This window comes from Alkaliphilus oremlandii OhILAs (assembly GCF_000018325.1).
Classification (GTDB): domain Bacteria; phylum Bacillota; class Clostridia; order Peptostreptococcales; family Natronincolaceae; genus Alkaliphilus_B; species Alkaliphilus_B oremlandii.
Window position 1 is genome coordinate 2878072 of the sequence record NC_009922.1, and the last position, 18620, is coordinate 2896691.

At 39.4% G+C, this 18620-nt stretch carries 13 protein-coding genes and 1 other annotated feature; of the genes, 1 reads left to right on the forward strand and 12 read right to left on the reverse strand.

From position 1 onward, the window contains the following. Positions 1-116 precede the first annotated feature (116 nt). The 12 genes from CLOS_RS13975 to metG all read right to left on the reverse strand — a co-directional run bounded on the left by CLOS_RS13975 (position 117) and on the right by metG (position 16469). A complete protein-coding gene (locus CLOS_RS13975; RefSeq protein ID WP_041719415.1) occupies positions 117-2324 on the reverse strand; it encodes a transglutaminase TgpA family protein in 2208 nt (735 codons plus the stop codon). Beyond that, a complete protein-coding gene (locus CLOS_RS13980; RefSeq protein WP_012160490.1) occupies positions 2308-3522 on the reverse strand; it encodes a DUF58 domain-containing protein in 1215 nt (404 codons plus the stop codon). Before CLOS_RS13980 ends, CLOS_RS13975 begins: the two co-directional genes overlap by 17 nt. After that, positions 3512-4462: an AAA family ATPase gene (locus tag CLOS_RS13985; RefSeq protein WP_012160491.1), complete on the reverse strand. Its 951-nt coding sequence runs from the start codon at positions 4460-4462 to the stop codon at positions 3512-3514. Before CLOS_RS13985 ends, CLOS_RS13980 begins: the two co-directional genes overlap by 11 nt. Before the next feature lie 506 nt (positions 4463-4968). After that, positions 4969-6084: a M20/M25/M40 family metallo-hydrolase gene (locus CLOS_RS13990; protein ID WP_012160492.1), complete on the reverse strand. Its 1116-nt coding sequence runs from the start codon at positions 6082-6084 to the stop codon at positions 4969-4971. 242 nt (positions 6085-6326) lie between these two features. Next, positions 6327-7877, reverse strand: a complete 1551-nt coding sequence (locus CLOS_RS13995) for an AbgT family transporter (RefSeq protein WP_012160493.1) — start codon at positions 7875-7877, stop codon at positions 6327-6329. A 486-nt stretch (positions 7878-8363) separates the two neighbouring features. Next, on the reverse strand, positions 8364-9506 hold the full coding sequence (locus CLOS_RS14000) for a hypothetical protein (RefSeq protein WP_012160494.1): 1143 nt from the start codon (positions 9504-9506) through the stop codon (positions 8364-8366). Positions 9507-9622: 116 nt separating this feature from the next. Then, positions 9623-10486, reverse strand: a complete 864-nt coding sequence (gene rsmA, locus CLOS_RS14005; protein WP_012160495.1) for a 16S rRNA (adenine(1518)-N(6)/adenine(1519)-N(6))-dimethyltransferase RsmA — start codon at positions 10484-10486, stop codon at positions 9623-9625. Between the two features lie 9 nt (positions 10487-10495). Then, positions 10496-11032, reverse strand: a complete 537-nt coding sequence (gene rnmV, locus CLOS_RS14010) for a ribonuclease M5 (RefSeq protein ID WP_012160496.1) — start codon at positions 11030-11032, stop codon at positions 10496-10498. Positions 11033-11256: 224 nt separating this feature from the next. Continuing rightward, positions 11257-12294, reverse strand: a complete 1038-nt coding sequence (locus CLOS_RS14015; RefSeq protein WP_012160497.1) for a 3D domain-containing protein — start codon at positions 12292-12294, stop codon at positions 11257-11259. A gap of 230 nt (positions 12295-12524) precedes the next feature. After that, positions 12525-13628: an HD-GYP domain-containing protein gene (locus tag CLOS_RS14020; protein ID WP_012160498.1), complete on the reverse strand. Its 1104-nt coding sequence runs from the start codon at positions 13626-13628 to the stop codon at positions 12525-12527. Positions 13629-13724: 96 nt separating this feature from the next. After that, entirely contained in the window at positions 13725-14492 is a 768-nt protein-coding gene (locus CLOS_RS14025) for a TatD family hydrolase (protein ID WP_012160499.1), read from the reverse strand. A 12-nt stretch (positions 14493-14504) separates the two neighbouring features. Next, the gene (gene metG / locus CLOS_RS14030) at positions 14505-16469 is read right to left on the reverse strand and encodes a methionine--tRNA ligase (protein WP_012160500.1); all 1965 of its coding nucleotides are present in this window, start codon (positions 16467-16469) and stop codon (positions 14505-14507) included. 56 nt (positions 16470-16525) lie between these two features. Beyond that, positions 16526-16774 (reverse strand) — a binding site (T-box leader). Between the two features lie 171 nt (positions 16775-16945). Between metG and CLOS_RS14035 the strand changes: the two genes are divergently transcribed. After that, positions 16946-18367, forward strand: coding sequence for a hypothetical protein (locus CLOS_RS14035; protein ID WP_012160501.1), 1422 nt, complete (start codon positions 16946-16948; stop codon positions 18365-18367). Positions 18368-18620 lie beyond the last annotated feature (253 nt).

The window sequence follows — 18620 nt, forward strand, 5'->3', positions numbered from 1 at the left end:
CTTTTATAAAACTAACCTGCTACATTATATCAAATTTCGATAGAATAATCTATACTTAGACCCTATAATTTGATAGGGAAGCAAAAGTTTAACCCTTTTGTTACATTTTAACACGGTTATGAAAAGTATTTATGATGTATATATTTCCATTTGCCCAGCTGTACCTTCAGCTTATTTTCTACATATACAAAATAGCGCTTAAATAAGTCGTTCTCTGCCATCGTAATAGTTTCCTGGCTGTATTTTGCTCTTAAGTAGATTTCTGTCAGCTGTCTAAAGTCCATTTCTTGGTCGTATATTTTATATGCAATCCGCTCTGCGTATTCATAGGGTGTTTCATCTTTCATTCTACCGAATCCAAGCTTTTCTAAGATGGTTAGGATATCATGATAGAGATAAACGCTGCTTTTGTTTGGCGACAAGCCTTCCATGAGCTGTGCATGTTTCTGTCGGCGCCTATGGGACATACAAAATTTGAAAAGGAACCAAAGAGCCGTAGCAAAAAATAGAAGCACTAGGAAGGAAGTCTTGGTCCATTTGAAAATGCCACGATCTTGCAGCGTCTTGTCTTCCCTTTTCTCTAATTCATTGCCATCCACTGTGTCGGGAAGTAAATTTTCTTCATCCTGTGGGGCGGACCCCACAAGAGCTTGTTCCACTTCATCGGAAAAAGAGTTTTCCTCTACAGCTTCTGAAGTATTGTCATTTTCAGAGTAGTTTATCCACAGTGGTGGCGTTGGATCTACAGTGATCCACCCTCTGCCAGCAATGTAAACCTCAATCCAGGCATGGGCATTTTTTTGACGCACCGTATAGACCCCGTTTCTAGCATCGGAAGGCATTCGATAGCCCTCTATATATCTGGTTGGCACGCCTTCCATTCTGGATAGCACGGCTGCTGCCGTAGCAAAATAGGTGCAGTATCCCTTCTTTTCTTCAAAGAGAAAATAATCTACAAAATCCTTATCTTCTGGCACATAGCTTACATCCAGAGAATATTTGTAGTTCTTCCAAAGAAAATCTGATATGGCGAGAACCTTTTCGTAGGCTGTGGATTTCCCTACCGTAATGGATTTTGATAAGCGATAGACTCTGTCGGGTATGGATTCTGGAAGCTGAAGATAATAAGCCATCTCCAAGTTCCGTTCCACTTCAATACCGAATCTCGTGTCTGGCAATATGGATGTTACTCGGTAGCTTTTTCCTTTCTGAATGGACGACGGTACCGTTAGTTGGTTGTTCTCATCTGCAAAAATCGTTTTCCCATCTAATTCCTGAATGGATAGAGGTAAATAAGTAGCGAATAAGGTTTTAGAGGAAAGATTGCTATAGGTAATGACCATTTCCACAGTATCTCGCTCTATTTCTTTGGGAATATGTTTGCTCATCCAAGCTCTATTTTTGTTCCACGAACCCGTTTCCCATCGATTGTTTTCATATGTTTCTGTAACACGTCCCCTTAAGTAGGTGGAATAAGGGGCTTTCACCTCCATTACCACATGGTTGTTTTGCTTTACCGGTCCACCCAGTCGACCTCCATCTGGATGGAATCCCGTTTGCTTCAGGCTAAACAGATCACCATCCCCCACTTCGCTCCTTACGTTGGTTTCATCTATTCGAAGGCTATACAGTGCAGGAACATGTTCGTAGACCTTATCTTCTAGCCACGGCCAATAGAGCAATCGACCCTCCGATGGCAGAATGCTGCCTGCCAAAATGGCAAGGAGGCTATAGGTCATGGCTGTTTTTAACCAAGGTTGATACCTTAGCTTCAATTTTTCTCTGTCGTATCCCTTTAGGGAAAAAAAGAGAATCCATAGGAAGGTAAAGATCACCATCATTTTGTAGGCTTCATCGATATAGATATACCAGTAATAGATAAAAAAAGGATAATATAGTCCCATTAGAAAAAATGATTTTTTTATTTTAAATATGAAAAGATAGGTGAGGATACAAAAAAGTAGAGCAAGAATCATCCATAGGATGATCCGATTTTCCTTCAGTATTTCTTCCCTACCATTGACATGATCCATAACATTGCTAATGAATGCTCCTATTTTTTCAATATTCTCTTTAAAGCTATTGAAGTAATACGAATTAATGAGCGATCCAAACACAAATAAAAGTAGAGCGATGGCAAAAATTATAGGAAATACGGTAAGGATTTTAACACCCAAAGCGATGAGTAAGGTGTATAGGAATTGATTTCCATTGGATATACCTACTTCCAGTACTGTGCCAAATAAGTAGGTTAGGGTACAGGGCAGGAGCAGGTAGATCATATCGTAGGTCCGATGAAGTTTCATTCTAAGCTCCTGATTCATAATAAACCCCCAATCCCATACTTAAGTCCTCTGTTCTACCAATCCCATAAACTTTGATTCCTTCCCCACCTAGTCTTTTTCTTATTTTATTTAGTTCCTGTTCTGCACCAGAAGCTTCCATGTTCTGTAGCAGAATATATTCCCCATGAATCCCTTTCCTTTTTAGATAGATGCTGTTGATTCCTATCTCTTTATCGATTTCCGGCGTAATAAAAATTACCGTTGTACCAGAAGGGAGCCCTGTGGTGTATTTAGAAATTTGCTCTGCAAAGTCAATCGTTCCAGTAGGATGGAAGGTCACCAATTCTTCCATAAGTTTTTTGAAATCCGATAGATGGTTTCCTTCTAAGTACACTAGCGCTCCGCCTTTTTCATAACATAAGGAAACCCGAATTCCCTTTCTCAGGCAATAATTTGCAATGGATAGGGATGTTTCCACTGCCAGATCTTCAAGGAACCCATGGGTATCCTCTCGATAGCTTTCTAAAGAGGCGTTGATGAATAGAACCAGATTGGTCTCCCCCTTCATCTCAAAGCTCTTTACCAGAGTTTCCTCTTGCTTGGCAGATGCCTTCCAATGGATTTTTTTAATACTATCTCCTGGCTCATAGCGCTTTAAGCCGGATATTTCCGTATAGTCCTGAAAGAGCAGATTGTTGATTAAAATTTCTCCCAAGGACATTTTGGGCTGAATCAATACCTTGTGGATATCCACTACCCTCGGATAGACACGAAGGTTGAGGGGCACCTCAATTCTTTTATTAAATCTGAAAAAATGAAAGATATCGCCTATGGTGATTTTAAAATAACCGACGGTATAGTCTCCTCGACGTTTACAGTGAATTTTTATATGCTTAGTGTAAGCTTCTCTGCTGTTTAGAGCATACCGCTCAAGAGGTGGTTTCTCTCCAGTAAGGGTGGCACTGATGCCATCCTCCAATTGAATATTTGGAAAGGGCAAAGGAAACCTGCTATAGATCTGATAGGACAGGTCTACGGTATCTCCTGCGTGAACCGTATGGTCATCCACATAAACCTCCGCTTTAATGGTGAGTATTCCGATGATTCCATGAATGATGGGCATTAAAAGAAGAGCCCCCATGGTATACAGCAAAAAATAAGGGATTTTGCCACCGACACTCATTGCATAAAATGCTACGGGAAATAATAATAGTAGGAATTTTATCTTATCGATCATTCTTGCTCACCACTGGTATGTATATATTTTTTAATAGGAAGCCGATCACCTCTTCTGCTTTCTTGCCTTCCATCTTCGCCTCTATGGATAATACGATCCGATGGTTTAAGATAGAGGGCGCCAATTTCTTTACATCGTCTGGAATGACAAATTCTCTTCCTTTGATATAGGCAAGAGCCTTCGATGCTCGAAACAGGTCGATGGAAGCTCTAGGGCTAGCCCCAAGCTGGATCGACTTTTCTTCTCTCGTAGCCGCCACAATATTGGTGATATAGTCCAGCACATCTTCACTGACATAGATCCGATCCACTTCTTCCTGCATTTTAAGCAATTCTTCCTTGGTAGCTACAGCACGGATATGCTTTAAATCCTTGTAATTGGAAGAGTTCCTTATAATCTCCTTTTCCTCTTCGGCAGATGGATATCCGATGGATATCTTCATTAAAAAACGATCCAGCTGGGCTTCTGGAAGGGGAAATGTTCCATAATGCTCAATAGGATTTTGCGTCGCTAAAACTATGAAGGGCTGCTCTAAATTGTATGTGACATCCTCAACGGATACCTGTCCCTCTTCCAATCCTTGCAGTAAACTGGATTGTGTTTTGGGTGATGTACGGTTGATCTCGTCGGCCAGTATCACTTGGTTAAAGATGGGGCCCTTTCTAAATATAAAATCCTCTTTCTGCTTATTGTAAATTGTGATCCCAGTAATGTCTGAAGGCATTAAATCCGGTGTAAACTGTATTCTTCCATAAGTAAGGTCCACACTTTTTGCCAATGCCTTTACCAATGTAGTCTTCCCTAGTCCCGGTACATCCTCTATTAATAAATGCCCTCGCGCTAGAAAGCATACCATTACATTTTCTAAAACTCCGTCCTTTCCTATGATGACCTTTTTCATATTTTCTATAATCTCTTTTGCCTTTGCTCTCTGTCCCATGGTTCCACTCCTTAATTACTGACTTTTCTGACATATTTTCATAGCATTCTCTCCTTAATTGCTATAGTTATAATTAATCATGTTTCTTCAAATTCCTTCTATTTTTTAAAAATTTTATCTATCAATCAATAGGTTCCTCAAATATAACTGCCTAATATTTTTTATTAATTTTTCATACCGATGCTTAATCGCAGTCTCATTGCACAATTTCATTCTCCCTTTGGTCGCATAAATTGGGTTATTTCGCAGTCTCGCAACTCAAATTTGTTCACTCCCTCTGGTCGTGCAAATTTGGTGCTCGTTGCGTTTGACCTACCATCAATTTATTGCTTCCTTTGGTCGCATAAATTGGGTTATTTCGCAGTCTCGCAACTCAAATTTGTTCACTCCCTCTGGTCGTGCAAATTTGGTGCTCGTTGCGTTTGACCTACCATCAATTTATTGCTTCCTTTGGTCGCATAAATTGGGTTAGGTCATAAAAAAGGAGGCTGTTAGCCTCCTCGTCTTTACTCTCCAAATATTTGAATGATCTCTGCAACCATCTTTGATGCATTCACTAAATCTTCAATATGTAAATGCTCTTCTAATGTGTGTGGTTTTTTCTCTCCAATTCCTAGGTTAATGGATTTGATTCCATATCCGTTTAAAATATTGGTATCGGAGCCTCCACCAGTAGCTGCTGTATGGCTTTCTAATCCCATTCTCTTAAATACTTCCTGTGCCTTCTGAACGATATCATCGGATGGGTCTACATTAAAAGCAGGATACATTCTTTCTACTTCCATCTCTACTTTACCACCGAAGTCCTTTGCCGCTTTTTCGAATACTTCCACCATATGTGCAGTTTGTGCATTTAGCTTTTCTTCATTGATACTTCTAGATTCTGCTTTGACTAAGACCTCTGGTGCCACAATGTTTGTCGCCTGTCCTCCTGAAATGATACCGACGTTTGCTGTTGTTTCCTCATCGATTCGGAGTAGCTTCATATTGTCAATGGCTCTGGCTGCTATCATGATTGCACTGATGCCTTCCTCCGGCGCAACGCCCGCATGGGCAGGCTTACCAATGATCTTTGCATTGACTTTGTCCTGAGCAGGGCCTGTGATGATAATTTCTCCCGGAGAACCGCCACTGTCTAGTACGAAACCGTATGTTGCGTTAATTTTACTTCGGTCTAAGTTCTTAGCGCCTAAGAGTCCGCCTTCTTCCCAAATACTGAAAACAACTTCTACATCGGCATGTTCTATATTGCTTTCCTTCACATGTCGAAGGCCCTCTAAGATTGCAGCAATACCAGCTTTGTCGTCTCCGCCCAGTATTGTAGTACCATCGCTATAGATGACCCCATCTTTTATGACGGGCTTTATGCCTTCTCCAGGGGTAACCGTATCCATATGGCTACTAAATAGGATGGTAGGTCCCTGTTTGCTTCCTTTTAATCTTCCTATGACGTTTCCTGTCTCTCCGCCTACCTTTTCTCCTGCATTATCAATCCATACTTCCAATCCCATTTCCTCTAGCTTCTTTGCCAATACCTTTGCAACGGCACCCTCTTTACCAGAATGACTATCGATTTGAATCAGCTCTAAAAATTCATTCACTACGCGTTCTTGATTGACCATATGTACTATACGCCTCCTCAATATATTTTGTGTCCTGTCTAAATTATATTATATCCTTTATTTTATCACAATATCATTTCACTTTCGATTATAAAAAAGGCTTCTATAAAAGGAAGCCTTTTTTGAAACTCATTTACGGTAAAGTTCTCCTTTGAAAATACATTATATTATAAGAGGAGCTTTCCTATTCGTTATAAAAATCCCCTTCTTCCAAAAGGAAGAAAGGGATTTTATCTTAATTATTAGTAGAAAAGACCTGCTCCCGGTCCTAATGGTAGCTTGAATAGGAACCAGAATGCAAGGAATATTGCCCAACTGATTAAGAAAGCAATGGAATACGGTAGCATTGTAGAAATCAGCGTTCCGATTCCTGTTTCTTCATCATAGTTTTGCGCAAAAGCGATAACGATGGCAAAGTAGGCCATCAGTGGAGAAATAATATTCGTTGTAGAGTCTCCAATTCGATATGCAACCTGAGTCAGCTCTGGTGAAAATCCTAATTGCATGAACATCGGTACGAATATCGGTGCCATAATCGCCCACTTAGCAGAAGCACTTCCGATAAATAGGTTGATAAATGCAGATACCAAAACAAATCCAAACAATAGTGGTAAACCTACCAGACCGATTGCTTCTAGGAACGTCGCTCCTTTTACGGCTAAAATCGTTCCTAGGTTGGACCAGGTAAAAAATGTTACGAATTGTGCAGATACGAATGCAAGAACGATATAAGAGCCCATAGAGGACATGGATTTCGCCGCAAAGTTGGCAATATCCTTATCGCCTTTAATGGTTCCTGCACCAAATCCGTAGGTGATCCCTGGTATTAAGAACATTAAGGATATAATTGGCACGATGCCCCCCATGAATGCGGAACCTGAAAGGATCGATCCTGTCTCTGGGTTTCTTAGCACACCATTTGCTGGTACTACTAACGCTGCTATTACTAAGGTAAATGCAACAAGTCCAAGAGCTGCGAATTTTAATCCCTTGATTTCTTCTGAAGTTAGCTTATCAATGTCTTCAGATTTTTTTGCTTTGCCCTTGAATTCTCCTAATCTTGGCTCTACTATTTTCTCTGTAACCAATGTACCGATGATGGTAATCAATATAGTGGATGCCGCTAGGAAATACCAGTTAGAGGTAATCTCCACGATATAGCTTGGGTCGATCATCTGCGCTGCTGGCTGTGTTAAGCCTGATAGAAGCGCATCGGTGGAGCCGAAGATCAAGTTGGCGCTAAATCCACCGGAAACACCTGCAAAGGCTGCTGCAAGACCAGCCAATGGATGGCGTCCAAAGCTGGCAAAAATTACGGCGCCCAGTGGTACTAATACAACGTACCCTGCATCGGATGCCACATTGGACATAATTCCTGCAAATACGATAACTGCTGTAATCAGTCGCTTCGGTGTGCTTAAAACTAGCTTTTTAAGCAATGCTCCAATCAGTCCACTGCCCTCTGCCACACCAACACCAAGCATAGCAACCAATACGGTTCCTAATGGTGCAAAGCTTGTAAAGTTTCCGATAACATTGGTAAATATCTTTCTAATGCCATCTGGCGTTAGCAGACTGACTGCTTGTACAGTCTCTATAACCAGCTTACCCTCCACGAACTTCTTATACTCTGCATTAACGCCTGCCTTTCCAGCTATAGCTGAAATCACGACAACAATCGCAGCAAAAATGGCAAATAGAGTAACTGGATGTGGTAGTTTGTTGCCAACACGTTCGATTCCATTTAAAAACTTGTTGAACAACCCTTTGTCCTTAGTTTTTGGATTTGTCATTTTCAAATCTTCCTTTCTTCCATATAAAATATGAGTGCTGGTATATATCGTTAATAATATACACGTTTTTATTTTAGCACATTTTTACTTTCTCTTCTATCAATATCAAATAAATGGCATTTTTTTATTTTTATATTTTTTAAAATATGGACGTTATGCCGATCTTATCCAAATACATCGCCTTCCATAACCGTGTCATAAAGTCCTTCATTATAAAATATATTAGTAGAAGGTATGGATCCGTGATTTCCATCATAAGTTTAAAAAAGGGGTGAAATAATGAGAATACTCATATTCAAAAAAAAGCACCTTTATATTTCTTCTGCAATCATCGCACTATTAGTCATTGGAGGAATTGTGTTCTTACTAAAATAAAATTTGTTTGCTTAGGCTCACAAACTTTATGTCGCACTCAACGCTAGATAGAGCTTAGAGTTTCAAGTGCTCAAAAGAGCTATAAATAAAACCCCAGCCATGGGGTTTTATTTATAGCTCTTCTATAATTTTTCCTGTTTCTGGCTCTACTAGAAGAATCCAATATCCATGGGTAGCCATGTCCTTTGGATCTGGCTCACTAGGATGCCAGTAGGTGCAATGGAAATAGTTTGTATAAGGCTGCTCCGATGCAATATTTCTACCAGGCACACCATAAGCATAATATCTTGTGGTGCCATCTTCATTATATAAGATACCAAAGATATGATGCTGATAAGCATCAACGGACTCTATCAGCTTCGAGGTATAGTAGCCGCTCGGCACCTCTCCTTCCCCTACATACAAAATAAAAGGCATATAGGCTCTATAGATGGTTTGGTTGTTATAAGGAATCTCCCACCAGCTATACTCTCTTAGATTGCTTACGAAAGGAGTAACTTGTTTAAAATCTCTCAATGCATTTTCAATATATCCCTGCATCTGAGCGGAATAGGAAACTTCCAGCATCTCCTCTATATTCTCGTGAATCGGTATGTACGCTAAGCATTCTTCTTCGTCCGCTTCTACTTCCTTGCTGCTTTCTTCGGACAGTAGGGGCTCCAAAGCCTCTGGGGTTTCCTCAGGATGCTGTATTTTCTTTGCTTCCTCCCATTGACTCTCCTTTAGCTTCACTTCGATTGAATTGTTGATCTCTTTTTCTTCCTTTGCAGGCTTTATTTCTTCCACGTATTTTTCTTTCTTGATTCCTACATTGAGGTGCTTTTCTAAAGCATATCGCCAGGCTCCGGTCTTTTCTTTATCCATATGGCCTACCAATGGTATGGTCACGTTTGTCCTATCGTTTTTATTCTGCGCTGCTAGTACCAGAACATTGAAGTTTTCTACGGCCTCCATGGAGCCCTTTACATTGTCCGTATTAAACTCCCACACCAGCTCGCCTTTTCCTTTGTCATCCACCTCCATCGGGCCGATTTCAACAATGGTAGGCTCCCCTTCTTTTTTGGTATTGATTAAATACCAGCGATATCTCCGATTCTTATTTTCACCTAGATTTTGACAATTAATGGTGAGTACACTTTCTTCATTTTTAATTTCTATTTTACCGTAGCCCTTTGGTAGCTGACTTTGGACGATTCCAAGATTTTTATCTTCTGTTTCTAGCATAATAAAATATCTTTTATATAGCCTTTCCAAATGCTTCTCCCCCTTATATCATAAAAATTATAGAATCCTATGGCTTATTCAAACAAAATTGCGGTTCGGTCTCTATAGTTAATATATGTATGAAAGAAGCAATACTTGCCACATAATTATAATTTTTTTGCCAAGTTATTGGCTAGTACCCCATATTCCTCGATGGTTAAGGTCTCGCCCCTTCTGTTTTCATCGATATTGCTGGCAGCTAGAACTTCTCTTAGAAGACTTTTCTCCAGCTTTAAATCCCCTGTGCTTAAAGCATTCAATAGAGTTTTTCTTCGTTTGCCAAAGGCATCCTTTACTAAGGAAAAGAATAAATCCTCTCTTTCCACAGAAACCTTCGGTGTATCCAGTATATCCAATCGAATGACTGTGGATTCTACTTTTGGCTGTGGAATAAAAACTGAAGGCGGCACTTTCAGAAGAATTTTAGGATTTGAGTAGTATTGCACTGCAATGGACAGCGCACCGTAATCCTTTGTGCCAGGGCCTGCCTGCATACGGTCTGCAACTTCCTTTTGGATCATAATCGTTAAAGATTTTACTGGAACCTTCTCTTCTAAAAATTTCATGATAATCGGTGTCGTTACGTAATAGGGAAGGTTGGCAATTACCTTAACATTTCTGCCCGGAAACTTTTCCTCTATTAATTTGTGGAGATCTAACTTTAAAACGTCTTCATTAATCACTTCAACGTTTGGATATGCGCCTAAGGTTTCCTTTAAAATTGGAATTAAGGTTTTATCAATTTCTACAGCAAGTACAGAATCCGCTCTTTCGGCGATATTCTGTGTAAGGCTGCCGATTCCCGGCCCCACTTCAATAATGCAATCTCCTTCGGAAACATTTGCACCGTCTACGATATTGTCTAGGATATTCTGGTCGATTAAAAAGTTTTGTCCTAGACTTTTAGAAAACTTAAACTCATATTTCTGTACGATTTCTTTTGTTTTTTTTGGTGATGATATTCTATCCATAGTTCATACCTACTCTTCTATTTTTTTTAGCGCTTCTACGAATTCTTCTCTCGAAACGCCGTAATTATTTAATCTGCTCAAGAACTGCTTTGCATTGCCATAGCCGATTCCTAGTATTCTTCCAACTTCGTCTCGGCGGCCAGCGGAACCTTCAAAACCGATTAATCCATTGGACAATAAATCCTTCTGGGTAAATTCATTGCTCTTTTCCACAGACTCACTTCTCGCTCTTTGAAGGGCCAGTATAATATTTTCTGGCGATGCATTTTCTATGCCGATGTCCCCATCCTTCATGGCTTGCTCCTTGGGTAAAAAGGCATGTTTACACCCCGGCACCTGTGCGGATATGATCCCACGTATTTTTTCTCCTGCAAAGTCGGGGTCGGTGAAGATAATAACACCCCTTCTCTCTGCCGCAGACTTTATTCGTTCTATGACATGATTGCCTAAGCCAAAGCCTCCTGTGGTGATGGTTTCTGCATCGATGGCTCTTTTGATAGCAGACACATCGTCCTTCCCCTCTACTACTATAATTTCTTTTATCATTTTTTGAAACTCCTTTATATCTTCAATATGTAAAATAAAATTTGTTCACTTAAACTCACAAACCTTATGGCATGGTGCCTTCAGTTTAAAATTTCATTTAAAACCTCCAGCGCTTTTAAAATTGTATCCACCATATTCTCTCTATATTATACATGATTCTCTCTATTTTATTTAAGAAAATTTTTAAAGTAAATAAAATAGGTCAGAGCATCCTCTGACCTATTTTACTCTAGCACATATACATTTACGGTTCTTCTACCGAAGCTTTTCACTTCTTTCGAAGTTTCAAAGTAAAGATCTATTTTGTTGCCCTTTATAGCACCACCGGTATCCTCTGCAACTGCGTAGCCATAGTCTGCCCTTCCATTGGTAGTGGACTGGATGTATAGCTTCGTTCCTAAAGGAATTACCTTCGGGTCTACGGCAACAACGCCTGGACGAACCCTCGTACCACTGGCAGTGACCCCATAGTATTTGTCTCCAGGCTTCTTGCCGGTACTTGCATAGTCGGCTGTATAAGCAGTTGCTGTCATAGTAATCATCTTACTATATCTGCTTATATCCCCCCTGGAGGTTGCTACTAGGGCTAATGTGCCTTTTTCTATGATTTCGTTCGTAGAATTCTCGATGATTTTTTCATCTAAGACTTCCTTAGAAACTTCTACGCCGTTCTCATATACCAGTTCAAGCTGGATTTCCTTTAATCCCTTTTTTCCTTCTTGAACTTTTTGAGTTTTACCTCTCTCTAGGTTTTCATTATTTTTGAAAATGGTCTGGAAAGGTAACTCCTGTGTTTCAACTACTACCTGTCGGGTGATTCTGGTTATGGTAACCGTATCTCCTGCCCCGATCGGCGCCTCTAGCATTGGCTCAATTTTGTCTTCTTCCTGAAGCTGTATGTTAAGTGATTCCATTAAATCTTTTACATTGTTTTCTGCAGTAAGTATTTCTTGTTCAGTTGTTCCATCAACAAGCTTTATTGTAAAAGCTCTGTGAATCTCTATCTTCGTTCCATCCTTTATTTTTTCACTTAGATTCGGAATAACTTTATCTCCCTCTTTAATGACAATGTCTTGTCTTTGCAGAACATCTTCCACTGTACTCGCTAGAGTTGAAACCTGAATTTCCTGTCCATCATATGCAATCACAACTGTATGTAGAAGCCCAGCAAAAGCTACTCCCATTAACAGTAATGCTACTGCGACAGCTACAATAAGAGTCTTTTTAGTCAAAGTCTTATTGTGGCTCAGGTGACTTTCCATAAATCTTCCTCCTATTCATTTTTAATTAAGGATGAAACATTTTCTAATTTTATTCTAAGTTTTTATTTTTGTCAATAGTTTTTGGTAACCTATGGCAATTGTTGCAATCGATGGAATAATTAGAGTGTTTCCGAAATTTCTTTTTTTATTCTCCTCCATTATATGCAAAAAACCCCTATACAAAACTATGTTTTAAAATATAGTTTATGTATAGGGGTTTTAATATATTCTTATATAAATTCTACAATGTCCAGATGTGCGTTGTCGCTTTTAGATAGGTCTATCATTTTATCGGTCTCTTTGATCTTAAGAATCGGTCGATGGAGGTTTATCTGCGGAATAAAAATAATTTCTCCACTTTGCCCATTATTTAATTTCACTCTTTGTCCGATATAGTTTGCTGCAATCCTTCTAAGGAATAAGTACAAAATACTAGGATCCAGTTTGTCCATGTATTCTGTCTCTAGTACTCGAATCGCCTCAAATGGTGTTTTTTTACTGCGGTGGGGTCGATGAGAGATTAAAGCATTGTACACATCTGCAATGGCAACAATCCTAGAGAATAGAGGAATACTATTTCCTTTCAAGCCCATTGGATATCCGCTTCCATCCATTCTTTCATGGTGGAACAATACGGCACGCTTTACTCTTTCACTGATATACCCATATTCTTTGATTACTTCATGGCTAAAGATGGAATGTTTTTTCATCTCTGCAAATTCATCGTTACTCAATTTCTCTTTTTTATTTAATACAGCACTGTCCACTTTCGTTTTGCCAATATCGATGAGCATTCCTGTCAGAGCCAGCTCCTCTAAGTCCTCACGATCTAATTCCATCCATTGACCAATGGAGTAACTTACAAGGGACACGTTTTGACAATGGGCGTAGGTAATATCATCTACATCCTTTACGCTTTGCATAATTTGAAAAACATTGATATTGCTCTGAAATAGCTTCAGTGTATTTTCAATGACATTTTCGATTTCTTCCTGCCTGATATCCTCTCCAGTAATAAACTTATTTAAGGATTCTTTTAAGATCTCTTTATTTTCATTGATCTCTTCAATTGCTTTATTTAGTGTTGCAATATCAACTTCCTCTTCTGTTCCAATGGAATTGAGCGCTGGAGCTATTTCTATTTCTTCTCTCAATACCTTCAAAAATAGAATTTTATGTTGATTTAGGAGTCGCTTCGCTTTGTAGGCTTCTTTAATTTCAAATCCTTCTGCCAGCAAAAGGCCACCTTCCGAGTCAAATACATCTCTGGCGATGATCATCCCATCTTCAATATCCTTTACAAATATTTGGCTACTCTTCATTTTAATTTGCATTTTTATCCCCCTAGCATAGTGGTGCAAATAGCAGTTCTCCTATTATTTACTGAAAATTATATCATAAAATTGGGAATTTTGACATAAATTCTGATTTTAATCAATTTTAAATAGCTTTTTAGCATTCAGTGTGGTTTGTCTCGCTACCTCTTCTAAAGTGATTCCCTTTGCCTCTGCGATCTTTTCTGCCACCAGCTTTACATAGGCTGGCTCATTTCGCTTTCCACGATATGGAACTGGCGTCAGATAAGGACTATCTGTCTCTACTAAAAGCCATTCCAAAGGAATTTCCTTTGCTACTTCGTAGGTTTTTCTTGCATTATTAAAGGTCACTGGACCTGCTAGAGAAATATAGACGCCCATTTTTATATACTCACGAGCCATCTCTACACTGCTGGCATAGCAATGCATTACACAGCCTAAGGTTCCAGCATCGTACTCTTTCAGAATTTTAAAGGTTTCTTCGTGTGCATCTCTATCGTGAATGATCATCGGAAGATTGACTTCCTTTGCAAGTTCTATCTGTCTACGGAACCATTTTCGCTGAAGCTCCCGAGGGGAGTGATCATAGTAAAAATCTAGACCGATCTCCCCGATGGCAACCACCTTTTCTTTATTGCTTAAAGCTCTTAAAACCTCGATGGTATCTTCATCCATGTCCTTTACATCATGGGGATGAACACCAACCGCTGCATAGATCATCTCATATTTTTCTGCCAAATTTACGGCCCTTAAGGATGTGTTTAGATCTGCTCCCGGGTTCAGTATCAGCTCAATGCCACTTTCCTTTGCCCGAGCTATGATCTGATCCCGCTCTCCATCAAAACGCTCATCATCTAAATGGGCATGACTGTCAAAAATCATCGTTTTTCCTCCTTAGCTAATGGAAGCACCACTCGGTATGTCGCTGTCCACGGTTCCCAATACCAGTTTTTCATCTGTAGAAGCAGCCAATATCATACCGTGGGATTCGATGCCTCTCAACTTTACTGGCTTTAAGTTCGCCACTAATATCACTGTCTTACCAACCAAGTCCTCTGGCTTATAGTGGGCTGCGATCCCTGATACGACCTGTCTTTTTTCATTGCCTACCTGTAGTTGCAGAACCAGCAGCTTATCTGCTTTTGGATGTTTTTCTGCCTCTAAAACCTTTGCTGCCCTAAGTTCTACTTTATCAAAATCATCGATGGTGATTTGCTCCTTAGCGGTGATCACAATCTCTTCTTCCTTTGATTCCTGAGCGCCACTGATTTTCTCCAGATAAGCTGCATTGATATTTTCTAGGGCCTCCATTTCCTTTTCTAATTCTAATCTTGGGAATAAGGCTTCTCCTTTTTTTACAGCAGTGCCTGCCTTTAACTTCCCAAAGGTCCCTGTACTTTCCCAATCGGTTCCTTGATCCTCTGTTATGCCCACTTGGCTCCAAATTTTATTTGTCGTAGATTCCATAAATGGTTTTATTAGAACAGAGATAATTCGAATGGCTTCTGCTAAATTATATAATACAGTATTTAATCGTTCTTTATTCGCCTCATCTTTTGCAAGAACCCAAGGAGCGGTTTCATCTATATATTTATTTGTTTTGCGGACAACCTTCCAAATTTCCTCTAAGCCGTCGTGGAACTGTAGCTTATTGATTGCATTTTCTACCTTGCTCGCTGCACCTGTGGCAATTTCCTTTAGAGAACCATCGAATTCTCCTTCTACTCCAGGGGATGGAATAATGCCTTCATTATATTTTTCAATCATGGATACAGTTCTGCTGACAAGATTTCCTAAATCATTTGCAAGATCTGAGTTCAATCGATTGATGAAGTTTCGATTGGTATGATTTCCATCTTGTCCAAAGGTAAATTCTCTTAAAAGGAAGTATTTAATCGCATCTAAACCATAGCGTTCAATTAATGGCTCTGGATAAACAATATTTCCCTTAGATTTCGACATTTTATCGGCGCCAAAAAGAATCCATCCATGGCCATAAACCATTTTAGGTAGTGGAATTTCTAATGCCATAAGGATGGCTGGCCAAATAATGGTATGGAATCGAACAATTTCCTTTCCTACCAAGTGGACGTCTGCTGGCCAATACTTGTTAAAGGTTTCTTCATTGTCTGAGCCATAGCCTAATGCTGTAATATAGTTACATACTGCATCGAACCATACGTATATGATATGCTTTGGATCAAATGGCACTTTAATTCCCCAATCGAAGGTTGTTCGGGATACGCAAAGATCCTCTAATCCTGGTTTTAAGAAATTGTTGACCATTTCGTTCTTTCTAGATTCTGGATAGCATATTTCCGGATGTTCTTCAAAGTATTGAAGCAATCGATCTTGATATTTTGATAATTTAAAGAAATAAGCCTCTTCCTTTGCTAAATGAGCTGGACGATTACAGTCTGGGCATACGTGTCCTTCCTTTAACTGTGTCTCTGTCCAGAAGGATTCGCAAGGTGTACAATACCAGCCCTCGTACTCACTTTTGTAAATATCCCCTTTATCGTATAGGGTTTGGAAAATCTTCTGTACTCTTTCTTCATGCTCCTGATCCGTTGTTCGGATGAAAATATCATAGGAGATGTCCATCTTCTTCCACAGATCCTTTATCTCTTCTACGATTTTATCTAGATACTCCTTCGGTGAAACTCCTGCTTTTTCTGCTGCCTCCTGTATCTTTTCTCCATGTTCGTCGGTGCCTGTTAGAAATTGTACGTCGTACCCTGTGAATCTTTTGAATCTAGCCAGTACATCCGCTGCTACGGTTGTATAAGTATGGCCGATATGCAGTCTGCCACTTGGGTAATATATGGGTGTCGTTAAATAAAATGTTCCCTTGCTCATATTTATTCCTCCTTAATTTAGTTATATAAAAAAACAAATCCCCGCCCCTATAAAAATATAGGGACGAGGATATATTCTCGCGCTACCACCCTAGTTTATTATTATCTCACGATAACAAACTCAGTAAGTGACCATGTCACCTTGCAAGATTAACGGTTGCAACTCCGTCATAGTCTAAAATTCAATAAATTTGTCGACTACGAAGCTCCGGGGCCATTTTCACTTGAATTCCTAGTACCGGCTCTCACCTTTTCCGGCTCTCTTTTACTATTCATGCAAATTACTCTTCCCATCACTGCTTTTAGATGATTATAGTATTATACAATAATATATTAAATTATACACACAATGTCAACCATGTTCTCCTAGCCATTTTGTAATTAAATATTTTGACCTATTGACAGATTTCGTCGTATATTGGGATAATAGATCTAATATGGGATATTTTAAACATTTACAGGTAGGGTGGGCTCAATATGAATGTTTCTTATTTAAGTAAATATACGGTTGTCCAAATATTTAAATCCAACGAGTTTCAAAAGGTATATATTGCTACGGACAACAATACCAATCAAGCGGTGGTAATCAATCATATTTTTTCTGGAGAAGGTAGTCCAACACTGAGTTTGATCGAAAGCTTATATGAAAATCCATTAAATAATGTCCTTCATTTTGAACCAGTGGAAGATGGTGTGGTTCTCGTTACGAAAGTAGAGGAAGGTCTTTCCTTGAACGATTACTTGGAGGAAGCCTTGCCGAGCTTTACTAAAAGAGTTCATTTGATTCATCAATACTTAGAAGGAATTCAAAAATATGATTTTCTACCGAATCCTATAAAATCTATTTTAGCCGATCCATCTCAGATTATTTTAAGCAAGGATCGCATCTATTTTGATGAACTGATTATCTTCGACGAAAATACTGCCAATGCAGTAGGCTTTCAGCCTACGATGGATCACATTATATCTGTATTAAAAGATTTGACCAAGCTACAAAATATTGATTATGACGAACTTCCTTTGTTCATTCATACTATTGGCTTCTTAGATGAAATCCAAAAAAATAAGCATACATATACCAGCATTCATCAACTGTTGGGTGACTTCGAAAAAATCGATCTTGGTGATTCCTCTAGTATTGATGATACTGAAAATATATTCCATGCCCAGCAAGGCGCCTTTGGTGCCCAGCAGGGGCTATCCTATCTTGAACCGACGAGCTTAGTAGGAAAAAAGGTGAGCGCTATTGATGAGGATATCATCCGAATGGCAGATAAAAGCAATAAACGAAGTTTTACCGTTGCCATTGGTACCGCTGGCGCCATTACTGTCGCTGTAGCAGGAATGTTGATGTTTAAGTCAATTCTCCCTATAGAAAACAATATTTCTGCAGATCAGAAGATGCCGCCCCATGAGATTGCCAGTGTACAGAATGTGGCTGGTGAAGAGAAGGAAGTGACTTCTTCTAAAGAAGTGGGCGCAGCGGATCTTGGTGGTGATGCAATTGGTCCCAATAAAAATATCACTTATGTGAGTGAACACATCCAGCAAAACCACGTTCCTACCAAATACGGCGATTTTTCATTGGTTATATCCGGTGACGATGTAGGACCGCACACAGTATCCATCCATGAAGAATCCATTCATAAAGAGGGCTCTCAGTTTATCTTATGGGTCAAAGCAGACTCCAGTGAAGCCTTTAAGGTAACGGTAAAGGGTTATGTCAACAATGTATCGACCTTTAATAAAACAGTGACACATCAACCGTTATTTACCAATGGCTGGGAATTGATACAAATTCCTTTCAATACCGATGTAGATGGTGATCTTGAGGTTATTTTTGACGATGTTACCGGAACTCTGTGGATCGGTAAAATTGCCATCGATACTCTAAAATAAAGTTTGTTCGCTCTGGCTCACAAACTTTATGGCGCACTTAATTCTAGGTAAAGCTTAGAATTCAAGTGCTTAAAATAAAATTTGTTCGCTCTTCCTCACAAGCTTTATGGCGCACTTAATTCTAGATAAAACTTAGAATTCAAGTGCTTAAAATAAAATTTGTTTGCTCTGCCTCACAAACTTTATGGCGCACTTAATTCTAGGTAAAGCTTAGAATTCAAGTGCTTAAAATAAAGCTTATTCACCTACATTC

What these genes read in the sequence shown, in the direction of transcription:
- CLOS_RS13975 (WP_041719415.1), bottom strand. Translation starts at nt 2,324, where the DNA reads ATGAATCAGGAGCTTAGAATGAAACTTCATCGGACCTACGATATGATC.
- CLOS_RS13980 (WP_012160490.1), bottom strand. Translation starts at nt 3,522, where the DNA reads ATGATCGATAAGATAAAATTCCTACTATTATTATTTCCCGTAGCATTT.
- CLOS_RS13985 (WP_012160491.1), bottom strand. Translation starts at nt 4,462, where the DNA reads ATGGGACAGAGAGCAAAGGCAAAAGAGATTATAGAAAATATGAAAAAG.
- CLOS_RS13990 (WP_012160492.1), bottom strand. Translation starts at nt 6,084, where the DNA reads ATGGTCAATCAAGAACGCGTAGTGAATGAATTTTTAGAGCTGATTCAA.
- CLOS_RS13995 (WP_012160493.1), bottom strand. Translation starts at nt 7,877, where the DNA reads ATGACAAATCCAAAAACTAAGGACAAAGGGTTGTTCAACAAGTTTTTA.
- rsmA (WP_012160495.1), bottom strand. Translation starts at nt 10,486, where the DNA reads ATGGATAGAATATCATCACCAAAAAAAACAAAAGAAATCGTACAGAAA.
- rnmV (WP_012160496.1), bottom strand. Translation starts at nt 11,032, where the DNA reads ATGATAAAAGAAATTATAGTAGTAGAGGGGAAGGACGATGTGTCTGCT.
- CLOS_RS14015 (WP_012160497.1), bottom strand. Translation starts at nt 12,294, where the DNA reads ATGGAAAGTCACCTGAGCCACAATAAGACTTTGACTAAAAAGACTCTT.
- CLOS_RS14020 (WP_012160498.1), bottom strand. Translation starts at nt 13,628, where the DNA reads ATGCAAATTAAAATGAAGAGTAGCCAAATATTTGTAAAGGATATTGAA.
- CLOS_RS14025 (WP_012160499.1), bottom strand. Translation starts at nt 14,492, where the DNA reads ATGATTTTTGACAGTCATGCCCATTTAGATGATGAGCGTTTTGATGGA.
- metG (WP_012160500.1), bottom strand. Translation starts at nt 16,469, where the DNA reads ATGAGCAAGGGAACATTTTATTTAACGACACCCATATATTACCCAAGT.
- CLOS_RS14035 (WP_012160501.1), top strand. Translation starts at nt 16,946, where the DNA reads ATGAATGTTTCTTATTTAAGTAAATATACGGTTGTCCAAATATTTAAA.